Annotated in this window: 18 protein-coding genes; 6 read left to right on the top strand and 12 right to left on the bottom strand. The window is 64.0% G+C overall.

Going from position 1 to position 18379, the window contains the following annotated elements:
- Positions 1 to 11: 11 nt before the first annotated feature.
- The 4 genes from FHU39_RS00655 to FHU39_RS00640 are packed head-to-tail and all read right to left on the bottom strand — an operon-like array spanning position 12 to position 4079.
- Positions 12 to 698 (bottom strand): polysaccharide deacetylase family protein, encoded by a 687-nt coding sequence (locus tag FHU39_RS00655; protein ID WP_183318036.1) that lies wholly within the window; start codon positions 696 to 698, stop codon positions 12 to 14.
- Positions 695 to 1555, bottom strand: coding sequence for a glycosyltransferase family 2 protein (locus FHU39_RS00650; protein ID WP_183318034.1), 861 nt, complete (start codon positions 1553 to 1555; stop codon positions 695 to 697). The genes FHU39_RS00655 and FHU39_RS00650 overlap by 4 nt, the downstream gene beginning before the upstream one ends.
- Entirely contained in the window at positions 1555 to 2763 is a 1209-nt protein-coding gene (locus tag FHU39_RS00645; RefSeq protein WP_183318032.1) for a glycosyltransferase, read from the bottom strand. The genes FHU39_RS00650 and FHU39_RS00645 overlap by 1 nt, the downstream gene beginning before the upstream one ends.
- Positions 2760 to 4079, bottom strand: coding sequence for a UDP-glucose dehydrogenase family protein (locus FHU39_RS00640; protein WP_183318030.1), 1320 nt, complete (start codon positions 4077 to 4079; stop codon positions 2760 to 2762). The genes FHU39_RS00645 and FHU39_RS00640 overlap by 4 nt, the downstream gene beginning before the upstream one ends.
- A 402-nt stretch (positions 4080 to 4481) precedes the next feature.
- On the opposite strand from FHU39_RS00640, the gene FHU39_RS00635 reads away from it, so the two are divergent.
- Positions 4482 to 5471, top strand: coding sequence for a glycosyltransferase (locus FHU39_RS00635; protein ID WP_221185074.1), 990 nt, complete (start codon positions 4482 to 4484; stop codon positions 5469 to 5471).
- Positions 5472 to 5477: 6 nt separating this feature from the next.
- On the opposite strand, the gene FHU39_RS00630 is transcribed toward FHU39_RS00635, so the two are convergent.
- From FHU39_RS00630 to FHU39_RS00620, 3 genes are all read right to left on the bottom strand, one after another.
- Entirely contained in the window at positions 5478 to 6488 is a 1011-nt protein-coding gene (locus FHU39_RS00630) for a GNAT family N-acetyltransferase (RefSeq protein ID WP_183318028.1), read from the bottom strand.
- An 86-nt stretch (positions 6489 to 6574) separates the two neighbouring features.
- Positions 6575 to 7588 (bottom strand): endonuclease/exonuclease/phosphatase family protein, encoded by a 1014-nt coding sequence (locus FHU39_RS00625; protein ID WP_183318026.1) that lies wholly within the window; start codon positions 7586 to 7588, stop codon positions 6575 to 6577.
- The gene (locus FHU39_RS00620) at positions 7588 to 8745 is read right to left on the bottom strand and encodes an acyltransferase family protein (protein ID WP_183318024.1); all 1158 of its coding nucleotides are present in this window, start codon (positions 8743 to 8745) and stop codon (positions 7588 to 7590) included. Before FHU39_RS00620 ends, FHU39_RS00625 begins: the two co-directional genes overlap by 1 nt.
- A 271-nt stretch (positions 8746 to 9016) precedes the next feature.
- Here FHU39_RS00620 and FHU39_RS00615 point away from each other — a divergent pair, with 271 nt between their 5' ends.
- Complete coding sequence (locus FHU39_RS00615; RefSeq protein ID WP_343065676.1) at positions 9017 to 9595, top strand: flavin reductase family protein; 579 nt, start codon at positions 9017 to 9019, stop codon at positions 9593 to 9595.
- Here the strand turns inward: FHU39_RS00615 and rfbD are convergent.
- The 5 genes from rfbD to FHU39_RS00590 all read right to left on the bottom strand — a co-directional run bounded on the left by rfbD (position 9577) and on the right by FHU39_RS00590 (position 15911).
- Positions 9577 to 10407, bottom strand: a complete 831-nt coding sequence (gene rfbD / locus FHU39_RS00610) for a dTDP-4-dehydrorhamnose reductase (protein ID WP_183318022.1) — start codon at positions 10405 to 10407, stop codon at positions 9577 to 9579. The genes FHU39_RS00615 and rfbD overlap by 19 nt on opposite strands.
- Positions 10407 to 11417 carry a dTDP-glucose 4,6-dehydratase gene (gene rfbB, locus FHU39_RS00605; protein ID WP_183318019.1) on the bottom strand — a complete coding sequence of 337 codons (1011 nt, stop codon included), beginning with the start codon at positions 11415 to 11417 and terminating at the stop codon, positions 10407 to 10409. The genes rfbD and rfbB overlap by 1 nt, the downstream gene beginning before the upstream one ends.
- A 35-nt stretch (positions 11418 to 11452) precedes the next feature.
- On the bottom strand, positions 11453 to 13048 hold the full coding sequence (locus tag FHU39_RS00600) for a hypothetical protein (RefSeq protein ID WP_183318017.1): 1596 nt from the start codon (positions 13046 to 13048) through the stop codon (positions 11453 to 11455).
- Positions 13045 to 14010, bottom strand: coding sequence for a hypothetical protein (locus FHU39_RS00595; RefSeq protein ID WP_183318015.1), 966 nt, complete (start codon positions 14008 to 14010; stop codon positions 13045 to 13047). The genes FHU39_RS00600 and FHU39_RS00595 overlap by 4 nt, the downstream gene beginning before the upstream one ends.
- A 374-nt stretch (positions 14011 to 14384) precedes the next feature.
- Positions 14385 to 15911: a sugar transferase gene (locus FHU39_RS00590; protein WP_246336122.1), complete on the bottom strand. Its 1527-nt coding sequence runs from the start codon at positions 15909 to 15911 to the stop codon at positions 14385 to 14387.
- A 275-nt stretch (positions 15912 to 16186) separates the two neighbouring features.
- On the opposite strand from FHU39_RS00590, the gene rfbA reads away from it, so the two are divergent.
- From rfbA to FHU39_RS00570, 4 genes are read left to right on the top strand one after another with little or no spacing between them, the layout of a single operon-like run.
- Positions 16187 to 17062 (top strand): glucose-1-phosphate thymidylyltransferase RfbA, encoded by an 876-nt coding sequence (gene rfbA / locus FHU39_RS00585; protein ID WP_183318013.1) that lies wholly within the window; start codon positions 16187 to 16189, stop codon positions 17060 to 17062.
- A complete protein-coding gene (locus tag FHU39_RS00580; RefSeq protein WP_183318011.1) occupies positions 17059 to 17649 on the top strand; it encodes a dTDP-4-dehydrorhamnose 3,5-epimerase family protein in 591 nt (196 codons plus the stop codon). The genes rfbA and FHU39_RS00580 overlap by 4 nt, the downstream gene beginning before the upstream one ends.
- Positions 17650 to 17658: 9 nt before the next feature.
- Entirely contained in the window at positions 17659 to 17913 is a 255-nt protein-coding gene (locus tag FHU39_RS00575; RefSeq protein WP_183318009.1) for a ribbon-helix-helix domain-containing protein, read from the top strand.
- Positions 17910 to 18287, top strand: a complete 378-nt coding sequence (locus tag FHU39_RS00570) for a type II toxin-antitoxin system VapC family toxin (RefSeq protein ID WP_183318008.1) — start codon at positions 17910 to 17912, stop codon at positions 18285 to 18287. The genes FHU39_RS00575 and FHU39_RS00570 overlap by 4 nt, the downstream gene beginning before the upstream one ends.
- The last annotated feature ends 92 nt before the right edge of the window (positions 18288 to 18379 follow it).

Here is an 18379-nt window from a genome sequence, read left to right as displayed (position 1 = left end):
CGATGTCATGATCACGACCAACTCTTGCGAAACTGCTTGAGCGTGGAGTAGACCCTTCGGTGTGTCTCCAGCGCTGTCGCGACAGCAGTCGTCAGAGATTCCGGCGTCGTCCCCTTCTGCACACTGAATCGCGCCTGGCGCCAAGAGTTCGCGCCCGTGGTCTGCCTGTCACTGGTGAACAGCGTCGAGTATCCAGCGTGTCGTGCTGCCTTCAGCACGGCTCGGTTGTATTGGCCCAGCGGCAGGGCCGCAGTCGTGACCGGTGCACCGGTGATCTCGGCGATTAGGTCACGAGCGTCAATGACCTCGCGATCGAGTTCGACTCCGTCGAGCCGGGTCCAGGGAGTGTGCGTCCAGCCGTGACTTCCGACCGTCATCCCGGCTTCGACCAGTTCTTGCACGTCCCCCGTCGTCAGGCTGCCAGGTTGATCCAGTCGACCGGCCAGCACGAAGAACGTTGCGGTCATACCGCGCTCTACCAAGGCGGGCAACACGATCTCGACGTCGGAAACGTTGCCATCGTCAAAACTCAGCGAAAGCGCGTCCCACGTCGCGAATGCGTCTGCCAGACGCAAGAACTCGTCATGGCTGACCCAGTATTTGTTTTCGCCGTGTTCCAGTGCTCGCCGCGGACGATCGACGCCATGGAAGCACACATTCACCCGGCGCCCAGCAGGGAGCGCAAGAGCGGAACTCATCGGATGACCGCCGCCTCTGCATCGCTCGTCGACCGGTCTGCGCCCCAACCGTCACCGCCCCACCGAGATTGCACCTCAGCCGCGATGGTGATCGCGGCATAGACGAGAGCCCCCGGAATGATCCGCGGATCGGTGCGCGCAGCCGCAACCAACCAGCCGGGGCCCATCGCCCGCCGCACTTGACCCGTTGCGTCGGCCGCGCGCAATTGCGCATTCCCGCGACGTACCCTTGCGAGCCGGCGAACGAGGTCGCGGGTGGAGCGCACCGCGCGCACAACGCTCACCACATTGTCGACCTCGGCCGTTTCTCCCGGGCCGAACAGCGAGTCGAGGAACAGGTCGTCTGCGATGATCTCAGGAAATTCGGTGAACCGCCGTCGACCGTCTTCGGAGAGAGCGATCGCGCCTCGCCCGAAGAGGCCCGTCTGGTATGCCGGATGTCGTGCGTTCACGGCGTAATACATCCGAACCAACACAGTGCTCCCCGACGCATCGACGCGGCGCGCCGGCACCGTCGCGAGAACAGCCGGCTGCGAGCTGTCGTCGTCGACCGAACGCAGCGCCCTCGTAAGCTGCTCGACAGCACTTCGGGTGAGGTTCACGTCAGCGTCGAGGTAGACACGTGGATATCCGATCAGCCCGTGCTCGGCAGCGTTCAGCGCAGCGGCCTTACCGGGCTCGGCCACTTCCACGACCTCCACATGCCGTCGCCGCGCGACGGCCGCGGTGTCGTCGGTGCAGCCATTCGCGGCCACGACAACCCGGATGGAAGAATCCCCGCCCTCGTTGAGCAGACCATCGAGGGTACGTCCGATGATGCCCGCCTCGTTGTGTGCGGCGATCAACACGGTCGTCATCAGCGTTCCCGACGGCCCGTCAGTTCGTCGAAGACATTGACGTACCCGGTGCGCTGATGCTGCCACGCGAGTTCACGTTCGATCCGCTCGCGACCTTTCTTGCCCATGATCGCCCGAGTCTCAGCATCATCCAGCAGGCCAACGATTTCCTTGGCGAAGAGCTCGACATCGTTTGCGGGGACGTAGCGTGCAGCGTCAGCGGCCGAGACGCGGGTCTCACGCAGATCGAACGCAACAACCGGCATCGCGAATGCCATGTACTCCATCGTCTTGTTCATCGTGGAGACGTCGTTCAACGGATTCTTTGGGTCTGGAGACAGCCCGAGGTCCGCAGATGACAGCACCGAGATGACGTATTCGTCCGGGACCCGACCCGGCATCTCGACATAGTCCTGGAGACCCAGCCTGTCCCGCTGTGCGACCAAATCGTCCCAGGAGTCACCCCCGCCGATGAGGGTGAACGACACATCCGTTCGACCAAGCTGATTGACAACGATGTTCGCCGCCTCCAGCGCGAGGTCGACGCCGTCTTGTGGTCCCATGACTCCTATGTACGCAACGAGGTAACGCCTGCCGCGACGACGGTCCGGGTCCGCCTCGGCGGGCTTCAGCCGGTCCGGATCTGGGCCAGTGCGCACAACGGTGACCCGGCTGGCGTCCTTGCCGCCGCGGCTGCGAGCGATGGCGGCATACGACTCGTTGGTCGAGGTGACACGATCGGCTGTACGGAAGGTGGCCCGCTCCAGCGCATACAGCCCCCGCAAGGGGAGCCTCGCACCTTCCGGGAATCGCGAACGATACAGCTCTGGTGACAGATCGTGGTGATCAAACACGAACCGGGTGCCGTCCACTCGCCGCAGCAGTTTGGCGAGCGGCCAGAAGATGTCCGGCGGGTTGCAGGCCTGCATAACCTGGAATCGGCCAGCCCTGCGAACTCGCGCCAGCTGATAGGCGGTCGCTGTGAATGAGTATGCGTACTCGGCGACGTAACTCAGCGCGCTCCCACCGGGTGCATATGGCGGATAAGCGCGGATCGTGATGCCATCGATCACCTGAAATGCGCCAGTCCCGCGGCCCTGCGGGCAGATGACCGTGACGTCGTAGCCCACATCGCGCAATGCCAGGCACTCCAACCAAACCCGCCGGTCAAACGGCACTGGCAGGTTTTGCACGATGATGAGAACGCGGGGCGCGTCAGCAGCAGTCACCAGCCCACTCCCTGATAGCCGGGCACATCCTCCACATCGCTGCCGAGGCGACCGCTGAGATCGATCAGGAGTCCTGGTGAGTTGTGCTGTAACGCCTCGACCACCTCGGTGCCAGTCGAGGTGACGAGCGCCACATCAGCCTCGTCAAGAGCCTCCTCGGGAGAGTTCGTCAACAGCCGGTCCAAGTGCGGGAGACGGGCCATGATGTGCGCGCGGTTCGTGCCGATCAACCGCTCGGGGTTGATGATCGGATCGTAGATCCGAACATCGAAGCCCTTACCCACGAGCCGCTCCGCCAGCTCGACGTTCGGACTCTCACGCAGGTCATCGGTGTCCGACTTGAAGCTCAGACCCAACAATGCGACCCGGCGGCCATCCGCGGCGACGACACGATCGACCACCTCGCGGACGGAGATCTCATTGCTCGTGGTCGTGCCGACAAGCAGTGGAGCCTCCACACCGCTCGTCCTGGCCAAGTGCTGCAGTGACCGGAGGTCCTTCGGCAGACAGGAACCCCCGAAGGCAAAACCTGGGCGGAGGTACGTCGGTGAAATGTTCAGCTTTGTGTCCTCGCAGAAGATCCTCATGACCTCGCGGGAGTCGACGCCATATGGGCGGAACACCCGTGCAATCTCGTTGGCGAACGCGACCTTGGTTGCGTGGAAAGCATTGCAGGCGTACTTCAGCGCTTCCGCCGTCTCCACGGTGACGTGGTGAAGGGGGATTTCCAGGAACGCGAACAATTCGTCAAGCGAGCGATGCGTCTCGGCGTCGGTCGTGCCGACGACGACGAACGGCGGGTCGAAGAAGTCCGCGACTCCAGCGCCCTCCCTCAGGAATTCCGGACACATCGCAGTTCCGACGCTCCAGCCGGCGGGGAGTTTGTCGGAGAAGACGGGCGCGACGACGTCACGGCCGGTGCCGGGAGGAACGGTGCTGCGGACCACCACGCTGTGGTGGCCGGTCCGCGGCGGCGAGACGACCGTCATCGCGTCTCGAATGTCCCGGACAGCCCGGCTGATGAAGGTGAGATCCGTGGCGCCCCGCGATGTGGATGGTGTGCCGACACAAAGCAGCGAAACGTCGGCACCGTCGAGGGCAACGCGCGCGTCCTGTGACGCGGAGAGCCGGCCCGAAGCAACGCCCTCGCGCATCAGATCATCAATCCCCGGCTCGACCACTGGACTCTGGCCGTGCGCTATCAGATCGACCTTGTGCGTGTCGACATCGACACCGACGACGCGATGCCCTCGAGCTGCAAGGCCGGCAGCCGTCACTGCCCCGACATAGCCAAGACCGAATACCGCGACCTTCATGTGGGCCCCCAAGGAATGGACTCTGGCACGCACAAGCGTTGTGCATGCACGAATGGATGAGCCTCGGTCTGCCCGAGACGAGTTGCGACCGTTTCACCGTCGAACGGGAGACATCATATCCACGCGTTTCGTCATTCGACCCTCGTTTCGTGGTAATGACACCCAAGAAGCCCGCACCTGCAAAAATTACGATGCATTGGCTCCTTGGACACCGGTGCATACGTCGATAGCCGATCTCGGCAGCGACCGACCGTGGAACCGGCCGCCAGCGCCCCTACCGCGGATGCCCTTGACTTTCAAGCCGATTGGATATCTCATAACGTCTCGCGGAACGCCGTTGTCACACGTCCGCGTGCCTGGCAGCATACTGATCGTCGTCAACAGCATCGACGGCTGGCGCGTGTGCGCAGCATCACCGCGGCGGTGCTTGGAGTCGAGGGTCGATCGAACGAGGAAGCGAGAGTCGCCGTGACGAAAGCTGAGCACATCGCGCTCATCGTTGTCACCTACAACAGCGCCGATCTGCTCGTTGGGCTGGGCCAATCGCTCTCCAGTGGGCTGGATCCGATTCCCTACTCCGTCGTCGTCGTCGACAACAACTCAACTGATGACAGCGCTGATTTGGCGCGTCAGCTTCCAAACGTGCGCGTTGTTCAAACCGGACGAAATGGCGGGTACTCGGCCGGAATCAACGCTGGGATCGCGGCGGCCGACCCGGCAGCGACGGCCTACCTGATCCTCAACCCAGACGTGCGACTGGAGAGCGGGTGCGGGCAACATCTCCTGCAGGCCCTCCGGACACCCGGTGTCGGGATCGCGGTTCCGCGTCTGTCGGATGGAAACGGCAACCTCATCTATTCGATGCGCCGCGAGCCGTCCTTGCGGTCAGCGTTTCTCGAGACGGCGATCGGCTCACGTCGCCTCGCACGCGTCCGGGATATCGGCGAGACCGTCTACGACCCGAGCAAGTACGAGACATCGACACGCACCGATTGGGCGGAAGGTTCCACACAACTGATCAGCCGCGAGTGCATCGAAGCAACTGGACCTTGGGACGAGAGCTTTTTTCTGTTCTCAGAGGAGACGGAGTTCGCGCTCCGCGCCAGCGACATCGGCTTTGCCACAGTGTTCGTCCCTGCTGCGAGCGCTACCCATCTCGAAGGCTCACGCGGTGACCCGGTCCGGTCGGCCCTCGCCTGCCGAAACCGGGTTGTGCTGTACAGCCGTAGGCACGCGGTCCCAGCCGCGGCAACCTTCTACCTCTGCTCTGTTGTCGGTGAATTACTCAGAGCGACCTCTGGGCGGGCGGAAAGCAAGGCCGCGGTGCGCGTCCTGCTCAGCAGACGACGTATGCGGGCCATGCCCGGCCCTGACTGGCTCCGATCCTTGTGAGCCGCTTCATCGACGCGTTCTGAGGGCCCGTCGAACTCGTGGCGCAAGGCCCGACCTCCGCACCGCACCCCGAGCGACGTCATTCGCCGCTCGAGCCAAGCGGACAGTCCGCGAGGTGGAGATAGTAGCTTTACCGACAAAGACTTCCCCCGTCTTGGCGCGACGCTTGTACTCGTCATCGCCACGTCCAAGATCGATGCGGTCGACGCCGAGACTCGGTGCTGCGGAGATGAGTTCGCGTAGCAGGATCCATCCCGGGCTGAATCGAGCGACTTCCGGCTCATACACGGGGAACCACCAGTGCAGAACACCGTTCGCACGCAAACCGAAGTGGGCCGCCAGCAACGTGTCGCCGCAGTGGACCGCGGACAGCACACCGGCGAAATTTTCGCTGCTCGACAGGAACAGGTGCTCCAGTAACTCGCGATGGCCACTCTCAGCGAAAAAATCTCCCGACCCGGTGGCGGCGTACTGACGTCGCTTGAGCCGGATGAGTTCGCCCAGTAGCGCGAATGACGTTGACTCAGGGGTAAATCGAAGCTCACCCAACTCTGCCGATGCCTTGCGAGCCCGCCGTCGTGCCTGTGACAGGTTGTCTCGGCCACTGCGGCTCGCCCTGCCGAGGTAGCCATCCAATCCCCCCGTGACATCCAAGTAGGGAGAAGGTCGCCAGGTATGAACCACCTGCTCGGGCACACCCAGACCGCGCAGGAGGTGGTCAAAGAACAGGGTGCGGGCGCCGATCGCCGTGAGCATCTCGGTCGGGTCCACCGTGGAGCGGCACAGCGGACCTTGGAAGTCAGCACCCGGCCAGCCGACTGGGATGACGCGCGCCCCCCGTCGGTGAACTGGCCAGATCGTGGAAATTTCCCCGTTCTTCTCCTGGCCGATCAGCAGCGTCACCGGCCCAACCGTTTCATGGACCGCACGAACGAAAGCCGGGTCGAAGAACGGTCCGTGCAAAGCAGGAACCAGCTGGCGAATCTCGGTCCACGCATCGAGCATCGTGTTGTCCATCGATCCGAACGGGACTTCCCGCCAAGTCGTCATCGCTTCTTGTCCCCACTCTCTCTTGCAATGCCGTTGAAGACGTGTTCATCGCATCAATTCACTCGACTCGCCAGGTGGGCGACGATACCGCTGTGGTCAGAGCCGCGAACATGCACGGTCGTGAACCGTGACGCAGCAAGTTGAGCAGACGTGAGGATATGGTCGATCGTGACGAGCCTCGGTACGGGAACGCCGAAATAGCGCCGCGCCGACGAGTCCGGCCAGGTGGGTTGAAACCCCCCGCGCGTGTCGGTCAGGGCGTCCGTGAAGCCCAAGTCCAGAAGATGGCGGAACGGCACGTTGTCGGTCGTCGCATTGAAGTCGCCCGCGATGACAGTCGGTTGTGATGCGGGCTGCGGTACCGCGACGCGCAGATACGCGGTCAGCGCGCGGTAGTCGATACGCCATCGTGCCGTATATGGCGGCTGCGGGTGGACAGCGACAAGAGTGACCTCGCCAAGCGAGGGAGTGTGCAGCCGCACGGTGTCCGCATGCGTCGAATGCGACCCACTTCCCAAGTGGTCCATCGGGAAACGGCTGAAGATGACCGATGAGATCGTCTGATCGGGTCTGGTTCCGATGGAGTAGGGCAGGAGGCTTGGTATGTCGGTCTTCAGGACCTCCGCGATCCGCTCGCTACCGATGTCGGTGAGGACAAGCACATCGACGTGTTGTGCGCGCACCAATTGCGCCAAGTCGGTTACGTCACCATATTCGAAGTTCTGGCTGAAGACTGTGAGCCCGTCGCCGGTTGTCACCGGCCGGTGTCCAACGTAAAGCGGTGCCAGCCACCACACATGAAGGGCGAGGATCGCCGCAACTGCCGTTGTGAGCCCAGACGCCGCCACCCGCCGGGATCGGTCTGCGACAAGAAGAAGGACCGCGAGGAGCAGTGAGACCAACGCGAAGGGAGTCCCGAGCGGAGTGAAGGACGCTAGTTCGATCAGTCGCGGCGCCGGTACATCGATCCAATGCATCGGCGTCAAGATGACCGCAAGCACGGCACACCAGATCGCTGCCAACCACAGCAACGCACGCAGCGCGGGTGCACGCGAGATTGCTGACATCACAGGTCCGTGCCAGTCCCACTACCACCAAGTGAATCGGGCCCGACAGGGGCTTCCATTCCCGTCACAGGAACACTCGTGATCGGGACACGTCTCCGGCGACGAAGTTTCTTTCGGAGTTTCATCCCGGGCCGCTCGACCAACCGCCACGAGAGCCAGGCAAACGGAAGGGTAAGGACGAACGCCACGACGATGAAGACCAGCTCACCGGCACGTTGAAGATTCTGAGTGGCGAGCAGTTGTTGAATAGGGAACGCGTATATGTATACCCCGTAGCTCACATCATTCCGCGCACCGATCCGCGTAGGCAAAGTGCCACCGAGGTAGAGCAGCGCATAGGCGAAAGGCAGCGCAACTAGCAAGTTGGGCAGACCCGCGAGTCCGATGCCGAGAAGGAGGGCGAGGGAGAGAATGAACAACCGTGGCGAGGCCGGCAACCGATCCTTCAGGGAGTAAAGCAGAACGCCTGCAACAAACGACGCACCGAGACGGGATCCATTCAGCACATACCCGGAAGTGATGTGCATGGCCTCCGCGAGATAGTACGCGGAGGTCGTAAGAATCAGAAGCGCTGCAAAACACGTCGCCATCCGGCGTCGGAAAATCGCAAGTCCCAACAGTCCGCCAACCACGAGATATGCACTGAATTCCCAGAACAGCGTCCACAAACTATCATCCCACGTCAGCGGGTATGGGTTGCCGTGGATCGTACTGCCGACGTTGTACTCGTGGATATTGAGATAGATATTGACGACGACAAAACGAACGCCGTCCACGGGTGACCAGGAACCCGGAGCACCCAAGACACGAGAAAGTGGTGCGAATCCGAACGCAATCACGATGAGACACACCCAGAAACCAGGGAAAATCCGCAAGGCACGGCGAGATAGGTAGTCCCAGAACCGCGACCTCAGGCGCGACCCCGCGATCAGGTAGCCGCTGATGCTGAAAAAGCCCGCCACGGCCCAGGTTCCGCTGCTCATACCAGCGAATGCGGGTGCGGTGCCGAACCCACCCACCGGCCACGTGTGCGCGACGATCACTGCGCTCGCCAGCACGAGACGAAGAAAGTTGAGTGCGTTGTCCGCCCCGGACAGTCTGCTGCCGATCGGTACCGTCGCATATCTCGTGGTCGTCAACCCGGCATGTGGTCGCATGGCCCCCCTCTTTCGCGGCGGCTGCCTCGTGGTTCGGAGTATTCACCTTACGGGCCCGTCCGTCGCGTTGCGGAGAAATTGCAATCAGACGGGTTGAATGCCACAAACACAACCAGGGATCGCGAGTTTCCGGCCCCTGAACCACGATCAGTCGACGTTCGCCGACACTCTATTCCGCGCTCAGGGTAGGCTGAGTTTCATGGTGCGGCCGCCGGTCACGGAGGGATGGCTTTCCGAGCCACCCCCCTCAGACGACTATCCGGAGGATGCCGTGGCCACCTACGTCGACGCGGCGACGGTGGCCCTGCGGTTCGCGTCGACCGCCGTCGACGCGAGTGGCGCCCCGGAGTCGCGCCAAGCCGAGCCGGTGACACCTCGCTCCCTCCGTGACGCGATGGGATGTCTAGCAACCGGTGTCTGCGTGATCACCACCCTTGCGGATGGCAACGACGTCGCGATGACTGCGAACTCGGTGACCTCGGTATCCCTGGAGCCGCCACTCATCCTTGTCTGCATCGCCAAAACGGCACGCTTTCGCGAGGCCATCATCGAGTCGGGTCGATGGGGTGTCAGCATTCTCGACGCTTCCTCACACGAGCTGTCAACCGAACTGGCACGGGCCGGACGGGACCGCGCCGGACAGCTCGAGCGAGTGTTGTTCGAGCGCGGCCGCGAAACAGGCGTTGCGCTCATTTCGAGCTCCGTGGCCCACTTGGAGTGTGTGACTACCGCTGTGCACACTGCAGGCGACCACGACATCGTGATCGGTGCGGTGAAGTCACTCGCCCAGGCTGGCGCCGGCAAACACCCCCTCTTGTTCCACCGTGGCCGCTACCGCTGGCTGCTCTGAACCGCCAGGTAACCGCCGAGGGCGGTGCGCCAGTCCCGCATGGCCGAGTTTCCAGCGAGCACACTGTATGCCGGACGGGGCGCCGGCCGCGGGAACTCGCTCGTGCTGCACGGAAGCACGCGGTCAGGATCAAGTCCAGCAAGCCGGAAGATCTCCTGTGCGAAACCACACCACGTCGTCTGCCCTGAGGCGGTGCCGTGATGGTAGCCACCCCGTGCGCCGTCCGCGAGCAGGCGCAAGACCAGATCCGCAAGATCGCGGGTCCAAGTGGGCTGACCCATTTGGTCGTCCACTACCGTCAAAGTCTCTCGCTCACCCGCGAGGCGCAGCATCGTCTTGACGAAGTTGGGGCCGTGCTCGCCATACAGCCATGCCGTGCGGATGATCAGGGCATCCGGGTTGGCGGCTCGCACTGCCCACTCCCCCGCTGCCTTCGTGCGGCCGTAGGCGGACCGTGGATCTTGAGGGTGCTCCGGGCCATACGGGGTGGTAGCCGCGCCGTCGAAGACATAGTCGGTCGAAATGTGCACCATACGGGTACCGCTCTCGACCGCAGCCGCCGCGACATTCCGGGCCCCGGTGGCATTGATCGAGAAAGCCTCGGCCTCATGAGCTTCCGCGTCATCGACCGCGGTCCAGGCAGCAGCGTTCACGACGACATCAATGTCGCGCATCGCTGCACGAACGGCATCCAGTGACCGGACGTCGCAACTCGACGAACCAACGGCGACGACTCCTTCACCGCGTGCCTGCAACAGCAGCGCCAGATCGGTGCCGAACATCCCTCGTCCACCTGTGATCAGCCAGCGCATCAGAAATCCCCGACGACGACGTCCTGGTGCTTATAACGCTGTTCCGCGGCGGCCTTCTGCGGACGCCACCAGGACTCGTTCGCGCGGTACCAGTCGATCGTGTCCATCAATCCCTTGTCGAAGTCGCCGAACCACGGGCGCCATCCGAGCTCGTGACGAAGTTTGGCGGAGTCGATCGCGTACCGCCTGTCGTGACCAGCTCTATCCGTCACGTGATCGTAGTCGGCCGCATCCTTGCCCATCGCGACAAGGATCCGCTCCACGACATCCTTGTTGTTGCGCTCGCCGTCCGCCCCGATCAGGTACGTCTCGCCGATCCGGCCGTGCTCGAGGATCGACCACACTGCCCTGTTGTGGTCGTCCACGTGGATCCAGTCACGCACGTTGAGCCCATCGCCGTAGAGCTTGGGCCGGACGCCGTCGATGATATTGGTGATCTGCCGTGGAATGAACTTCTCGACATGCTGGCGAGGACCGTAGTTGTTGGAGCAGTTGCTGATCGTCGCGCGCACACCGAACGAGCGGACCCATGCACGCACCAGCAGATCACTGCCGGCCTTGGTCGACGAGTAGGGGCTACTCGGGTTGTACGGCGTGGTCTCACTGAACCGCGCCGGGTCGTCGAGCGCCAGATCGCCGTACACCTCGTCGGTGGAGACATGGTGGTAACGCACGTCGTGACGGCGGACTGCTTCGAGCAGTGTAAATGTGCCCACCAGGTTGGTGTGTACGAAGGGCCACGGCTCCGCCAAGGAGTTGTCGTTGTGGGACTCGGCTGCGAAATGGACCACGGCGTCGCTCCGCCCGACCAGTCGATCGACCGTCGCAGGGTCGGTAACGTCGCCGTCGACGATATGGACCGAGCTTTGCAGCCCGGCAAGCGACGCACGTTCGCCCGCGTATGTGAACGCATCCAGCACCGTCACCTCGACACCCGGATTCGTCGCCATGATCAGGTGAACGAAGTTGCTTCCGATGAATCCGGCTCCCCCGGTGACAAGAATGCGCACCCGCACAGGCTATCGAGTGACTTCGAGGCGCGTCATCAACCCACAAGGTGCAGGACGTTGGTGTGAGCCTGCTCCCCCTGGGCGTCGTCCCTTTGCGCAGCGCCGATGGGGAGCCGCGCGTCCCTGTCAGTGATGGCGGAGCCGACCCGCCGCCACCACTGCGCGCACTGCTGCGCATCGCCACCGGCGCTGTCCGGACTGTTCGCGAACAGTCGCAGGTTGGAGTGCCCACTCAAGCCGGCGGCGTAGACCACGTCGTGCACCTGCTCCGGGTCGTCGGCGTACGTCGTCAGGTCGACGCCGTCCGGCACCCCTCCCGAGCGAGCGAGGGCGAGGAGCGAGGAGCCGCGACGGCGCGGCTCGGTCACCAGTAGCTCAATCAACTTCCTGCGCTGGCCGGCACCGGCCAGATAGACCAGGCAGCTGCTCGCGGAGTCACCGACAAAGGGCTCGTTCGCGCTGCTCACCAGGTCGACCGCGACGTTCGCCAACACCTCCCGGTAGGGACTGGCGGCCAAAACCAACGACGAATGGTGCCGCCGCTCCACAAAATCGGGTGAGAGCGCCTCCCGGAGCAGACGCTCCACCATCGGGTCGTCCAATCGCGACTCCTGCAGGGCGGCAGAGCTGTAGGCGCTCAAGCCCGCAGGACTCTGAACACGCGCACCGGATCCGGTCGGAGCCGGGTAGCAGCCGAGGCGCGAGACGGCTTGCCGCATCAAACTCGCGGACAATCGCTGCGCAATCATGAACGCCGGCCGGCCTCGATCCAAGCCCTCGGACGCCGCGTCGAGCACGGCGCGAGAGATGGCCGGGACCAGATCTCCCGGTAGCGTGCCCCGGCAGATCGGGCTGAGCAGAGCATATGCCGCGCCCCACTGATGTTCGCCGGTGGACTGCTCGAAGTGATCGACCAGCCACTGCAGCACGAACCGGTCCTGGCTGCTGCCGAGCACAGCAAGCACGTTGCTGACGGCTTGTGCTCCCGGAGCACCGGTGACTTCGTCGATGGACTCAAGCACTATGCGGCTGATGCCAGGCTCAGTGAGCAACAGCCCGAGAGCGTGGATCCGGGTCGTGAAGGCTTCGTGCACCGACCGCATGGTCTCGGTCACCAGTCGAGACACCCAGTTATGAACCACGGACGGCGGCAGGACCGGGCCGCTCGGCTTGCTGAGCAGCTCGGCGAGATTGACCCAGTCGACGCCACGCATCGAACAGTTCTCGATCTGCGTCTCCCACTGCCCGAGCACGCGGAGGAGATCAACACGCGGAAGCGGCGACGCGGTCGCCTCCACGGCGAGGGCTCCCCCGAACATGCGATCTAGTCCGGCACAGACACCGACGAGCTGGCCAGCGGGGAGTTTCAGGGCAAGTTCGTACGCCCTCACCACCGACATCGGGACCGGCTCGGTCCCTGTCTCGTAGCGACACAATGTGCTCGTGCCGACGATGCAATCGTGCGCGCGAAGCTTTTCCACGAACGCGGAGGCCGGCCCTGGCGAGCCCGCCAGCCGGTTGACGCGTAGCAACCACGCGACACGAGCCCGCGCATCGATGCGGCTGCCACGTAACGGGGTGTAGTCGTTGGGCATGGCGACCGGTCGACCACGCCCGGGAGCCCAGCTCATCGCTGCCCCCTCGCGTGCCGGAGACTACTTCCTCCCGTGCCACCACCACCGTCGGTCAAACGCTCAGTCAGGTTTCCGTGCTGCGCGTGGCTCTCCAGCACCACGTCGACCAGCTCCGGCACCAAGGGACTGTGCGGGCCGAATCCGGCCGTCACATCCAGCACGATCGGCGTGCCGTCGGAACTGCTGCGGAGCATGACCTCCGCCGGTCCGGTGAGGCCGAGAGCTCGGACCGTCGCCTGAGCCACTCGTTCCACTTCCTCAACACGCCTGTCCCCCGCGACACGGGAGGTGACGACTTCGCCGTCAGCTCGGATCGTCTTCTCCAGCACCACCGTCAACCGACGGCCGCCATTCGGTGGTCGGTGCACGATGACTGCATACGCCGCCCCTGCAACGAACTGCTGGACCAACGAGTTGTCATCGAGCGTCGACCAGTCGAGGTCGCCGGAGGTCCGCACCAGCGTTGCCGTGCGGCGATCGGTCACGAAGCGCGCGCGCAGGACGAACTCTCCGGCCATCAGTCGCAGGGCGGCATCCACATCAGGCAGGTCGCTGGGCACCGCAAAATTGGGGATGGTCACGCCATGTGACCACAGCTTTGCAGAGACCAGCAGACGGTCGTGCATGATCGCTGCCGGGCCGGCGCCCGGGACAACCACGTCGACATCTGTGCCCAGCAAGGATCGACCTGCCGAAACTTGCTGGAGCGCAACGGTGTTCAGCGGGATAACGATGTCTATGAGGTGTCGGCGCACGAGCCGCGCGATCGCCGGCAGGAAGCCGGGGTCGGTTGCGTCCGGAACGACATGATTGGCGACCGACCGAACCCGTAGAGCGCGAGCGTCAGCGCTGTGCACACGGATCCCTCGGGCGATCAGTTGCTCAGCAAGCTCGCGGCCGACCGGTGAACCTCCCCCGCCCAGCAACGCGACGCGCTGACCGGCGCCGGCATCACGCAAGCGACTCGGATACGACCGATCACTGGCTGTAGGCATCGAGCCCCCCGTATCTAGCACAGAAAAACGACGAGGCCGCAGGCCCATAGCGCTGGGGGCGGACGACATGGTGATGCTACTTGCGAGTAGCATCCTGGTGAGAGCACCGACCGGACAGGTGTCTGGGTTCGACGCAGACCCCCGAAGGGGCCTTGCGAGACAACGTACGCCTATACCGTTTCTATATCAAGGCTTTACGCAATCTTTAGAGTCGAACTTCAATATTTGTGTCCGCAGACGCGTCAACTCCGGTGCCATACCTGGTCCTATCAGCAACCCCGCGCACTCGCCCGTTAATTGCGGAGCCAGACGGCATCTGCAAAAAGACCTGACAGCTGTCAGTACGCGCCGGCTCCTCCAAGGACGGCCCGCGTGGTCCTCCAGAGGATCTGGAGATCGAGCAGCATCGACCAGTTGTCGACGTATCGCAGATCCAGACGGAGGGACTCGTCCCAGGAGAGGTCGCTGCGGCCGCTCACCTGCCAGAGACCGGTGAGCCCGGGCTTGACTCGGAGCCGCCGGACCGCGTCAGACCCGTACTCGTCAACCTCCGAGCGGAGCGGCGGTCGGGGACCGACGATCGACATATCGCCACGGATCACATTGATCAGTTGCGGCAGCTCATCCAGCGAGTAACGACGCAGTACCTTGCCGATCGCAGTGACCCGTGGGTCGTCTCGGAGCTTGAAGAGCACCCCGTTCCCGTCGTCGGCGTCCGCCCGGAGCTCAGCCAAACGAGCCTCAGCGTTCGGCACCATCGACCGGAACTTCAGCATGGTGAAGTCCTGGCCGTCAATCCCGACGCGCGTCTGCCGGAAGAAGACCGCGCCGCCGTCACGGCACTTGATCAACAGTGCGACGACGAGGAGTACGGGCGTCAGCCCCAGAATCAGCAGACCAGCCACGAGCCGATCGAACACTGTCTTCGTCAGCGCGTGCAGACCCCGCAGCGCGGGTCGCTCGATGTGCAGCAACGACAGGTTTGCCGCTGGCCGAACGGACATTCGCGGGCCTGTTACCTCGACAACCCCCGGTGACACGATGAGCTCGATGCCCAAGTCGTCCAACTCCCAGGAGAGCCGGCGCAACGCAATCCCATCAAGGTCAGACGGGCTCGCGACGACCACCACATCCGCGGCACAGCGCCGTGCCACCTCGACGGCATCGCGCACGGAACCCTCGCGCCGGACCCCGCCGACATGATCCAGCGCCTCGGTGCACACGGCCACCGCGCTCAACCCGTGTGCACTGTCCCTGTGCAGGTCGTTGATCAAATCCTCGACAGCATGATCTCGGCCGACGACCACTGCCCGATGGCACGCGACACCACGTGCCCTGGCGCGGTGCAGGCGCTTGCGCAGGACATACCTCGCCAGCAGCGCAGCCCCCAGCAAGGCTGGGAAGTAGACGAGCACGAAGAAGCGGGACAAGTAGGGGCGCCCCGTGTAGAGCGCGTACGAGACGAACGCCGACAATGCCAGCAGCCGGACCGCCGCCGAGACCAGGGCGCGATACTCCTCCGCGCCAACACCGAGGAAGCGACGCTCATACCCATGGCATGCGGCAACCATCGCGACCCATGCGAACGGACTGAGTAAAAGAATCACCAAGTACGGCACCGGGAACTGATGATGCAGCGGTGCAGCACCAGACACCACGACCGCGACCGCACCGCACATCAGAGCGCACATCGCATCGCTGATGACGGCGGCGAAAACGTAGGACCGGGTCCAGTCGCTCGTCCGGCCCGCGAGGGGCCATGCCGAGTCGACGGACCGCGCGAGGCCCACTTCGGGCTGCCACACGCCCACGTCACCCTGCCGTGTGGCGACCTGCACGAGACTCGCGTCCACGTTGCTCGTCATGTTCCCTCCCGACGCCGACTGCGCTGGCCGAACTTGCGCCCCAAACCTTCAAGATTTGGTCAAGTTCGCGAGAACTATCCCACGAAGCGACACGGAAGGGCCGATCTCTGCTACCATGCCGCACCCTCTGCAATAAATCCGCCTTTTCATAGCCTCAATAGGACCCGTGTGGTTTAATGCCGCGCGCATTAGACAGGTGTCTGCATGGGTTATTTCTCGGGTCCGTATCAGCCGTGCGTGACGTCACCGTTCGTTGCACCGCTAGGGTCTGATGTGTGAAGGGGATCATCTTGGCCGGCGGGTCCGGCACGCGGCTGCATCCGATCACCCGGGGCATCAGCAAGCAGTTGATGCCGGTCTACGACAAGCCGATGATCTACTACCCGCTGTCCACGCTGCTCATGTCGGGCATCTGCGAGGTGCTGGTCATCACGACACCCCACGACGCGGAGCAGTTCCGCCGACTGCTCGGCGACGGCAGCCAGTGGGGGATCTCGATCAGCTACGCCGTACAGCCCTCACCGGACGGCCTGGCCCAGGCCTTTGTCATCGGGGCTGACTTCATCGGCGACGACACCGTCGCCCTGGTCCTCGGCGACAACATCTTCTACGGCACCGGCCTCGGCACTGATCTGCGCCGACTGACGAGTTCACTGCTCGGTGGACACATCTTCGCCTACCACGTGACCGACCCCTCTGCATACGGCGTCGTGGAGTTCGATGGCGACGGCACCGTCATCTCGGTCGAGGAGAAGCCTGCGCAGCCGAAGTCACGGTATGCCGTGCCCGGCCTCTACTTCTACGACAACGATGTCATCGAGATCGCCCGCAACCTCACCCCGAGCGCACGCGGCGAGCTGGAGATCACCGGCGTGAACGACGCCTACCTCGCCCGCGGCGACCTCACCGTCACCGTGCTGCCGCGCGGCACCGCGTGGTTCGACACGGGCACCTTCGAGGGGCTGATGGGCGCCGCCCACTTCGTGCAGGTCATCGAGGAGCGCCAGGGACTCAAGATCGGCTGCGTCGAGGAGATCGCCTGGCGGGCCGGCTGGCTGGACGACGAAGGCCTCGCACGGCACGCCGATGCGCTGGCCAAGAGCGGGTATGGCGCCTACCTCACCCGACTACTCGAAGAAGAAGACCTATGAAGATCGAATCCCTCGATATCCCAGGTGCTTTCGTGGTCACTCCGCGACAGTTCCCCGACGACCGCGGCGTCTTCATGGAAGGTTTCCGCGGTGACAAGCTGGCCGAACACATCGGGCACCGGCTGGACGTCATCCAGACCAACATCTCCGTCTCGTGCAAGGGTGCCGTGCGTGGCATCCACTACGCGGACGTCCCGCCCAGCCAGGCGAAGTACGTCACCGCGGTCAGCGGCTCGTTCGTCGACTACGTGATCGACATCCGGGTCGGGTCGCCGACGTTCGGGCAATGGCGCAGCGTCGAGCTGGACACTGAGACCCGCCGAGCCGTCTACCTGTCCGAGGGGCTCGGACACTGCCTCGCCTCCCGCGAGGACGACTCCACCGCGGTCTACCTGTGCTCGGCGGCGTACAACCCCGAGCGCGAGCACGGCATCAACCCCCTCGACCTGGACGTCGCACTCACCTTCCCGGACGGCATCGAGCCGGTGCTGTCCCCCAAGGACACCGCCGCGCCGACGCTTGCCGAGGCGCAGCGCGACGGGCTGCTGCCGTCATACGACGCCTGCCGGGAGTTCTTCGTGATGTAGTCTTACATCATGTTGCGGACCCAGATTTCGCTGACCGTCGAGGAGCGCCGGCTGCTGGATGAGGAGGCTGCGCGCACCGGACGGTCGATCTCCGCGCTGATCCGGGATGCCGTGACGGCGGCATACGGCCGGAGCAGTGACGCCGCCGAAGATCAGAAGGCGATCGCAAGTGCGGTAGGAGCGTGGACAGAGCGCGGGGCCGACGGTGCGGAGTATGTCGAGCACATCCGTTCCGGCCGTCGACTGCATGACTCCGCCGGATGACGATCGTGGTCGACACGTCGATCATCATCGACGTGCTCCGGGGAGACTCGGCTGCAGCGACAACGCTCTCCGATGCGCGGGAAGACGGCCCGTTACATGCCAGCGAGGTGGTCCGGCTGGAGGTACTCGCTGGCATGCGTCCGGCCGAAGAGGCCGCGACCCGGGCACTCCTGGATGTGTTCACCTGGCATCCGCTGGACGCTGAGATCGCGGAGATCGCAGGTGAACTCGGCCGACAGTGGCTACCGCGCAATCGCGGTATCGACAGCGCAGATCTCGCGATCGCCGCAACTGCAATCAGCCTTGCGGCACAGCTACTCACCAGGAACGTCAAGCACTTCCCGATGTTCGAGGGGCTGACCGCGCCCTACTGAGCCAGACTGAGGCCGTCTCGCATGCGAGACGCTTTCCCTGCCGCGTGACCCACGACACAGCCGTCGCCGCTGGGAGGATGAGGCGCATCACG

Source organism: Flexivirga oryzae (assembly GCF_014190805.1).
GTDB classification, from domain to species: Bacteria; Actinomycetota; Actinomycetes; order Actinomycetales; family Dermatophilaceae; genus Flexivirga; species Flexivirga oryzae.
Note: the sequence above shows the minus strand (reverse complement) of the source record. Positions and strands in the feature narration are given on the sequence as shown.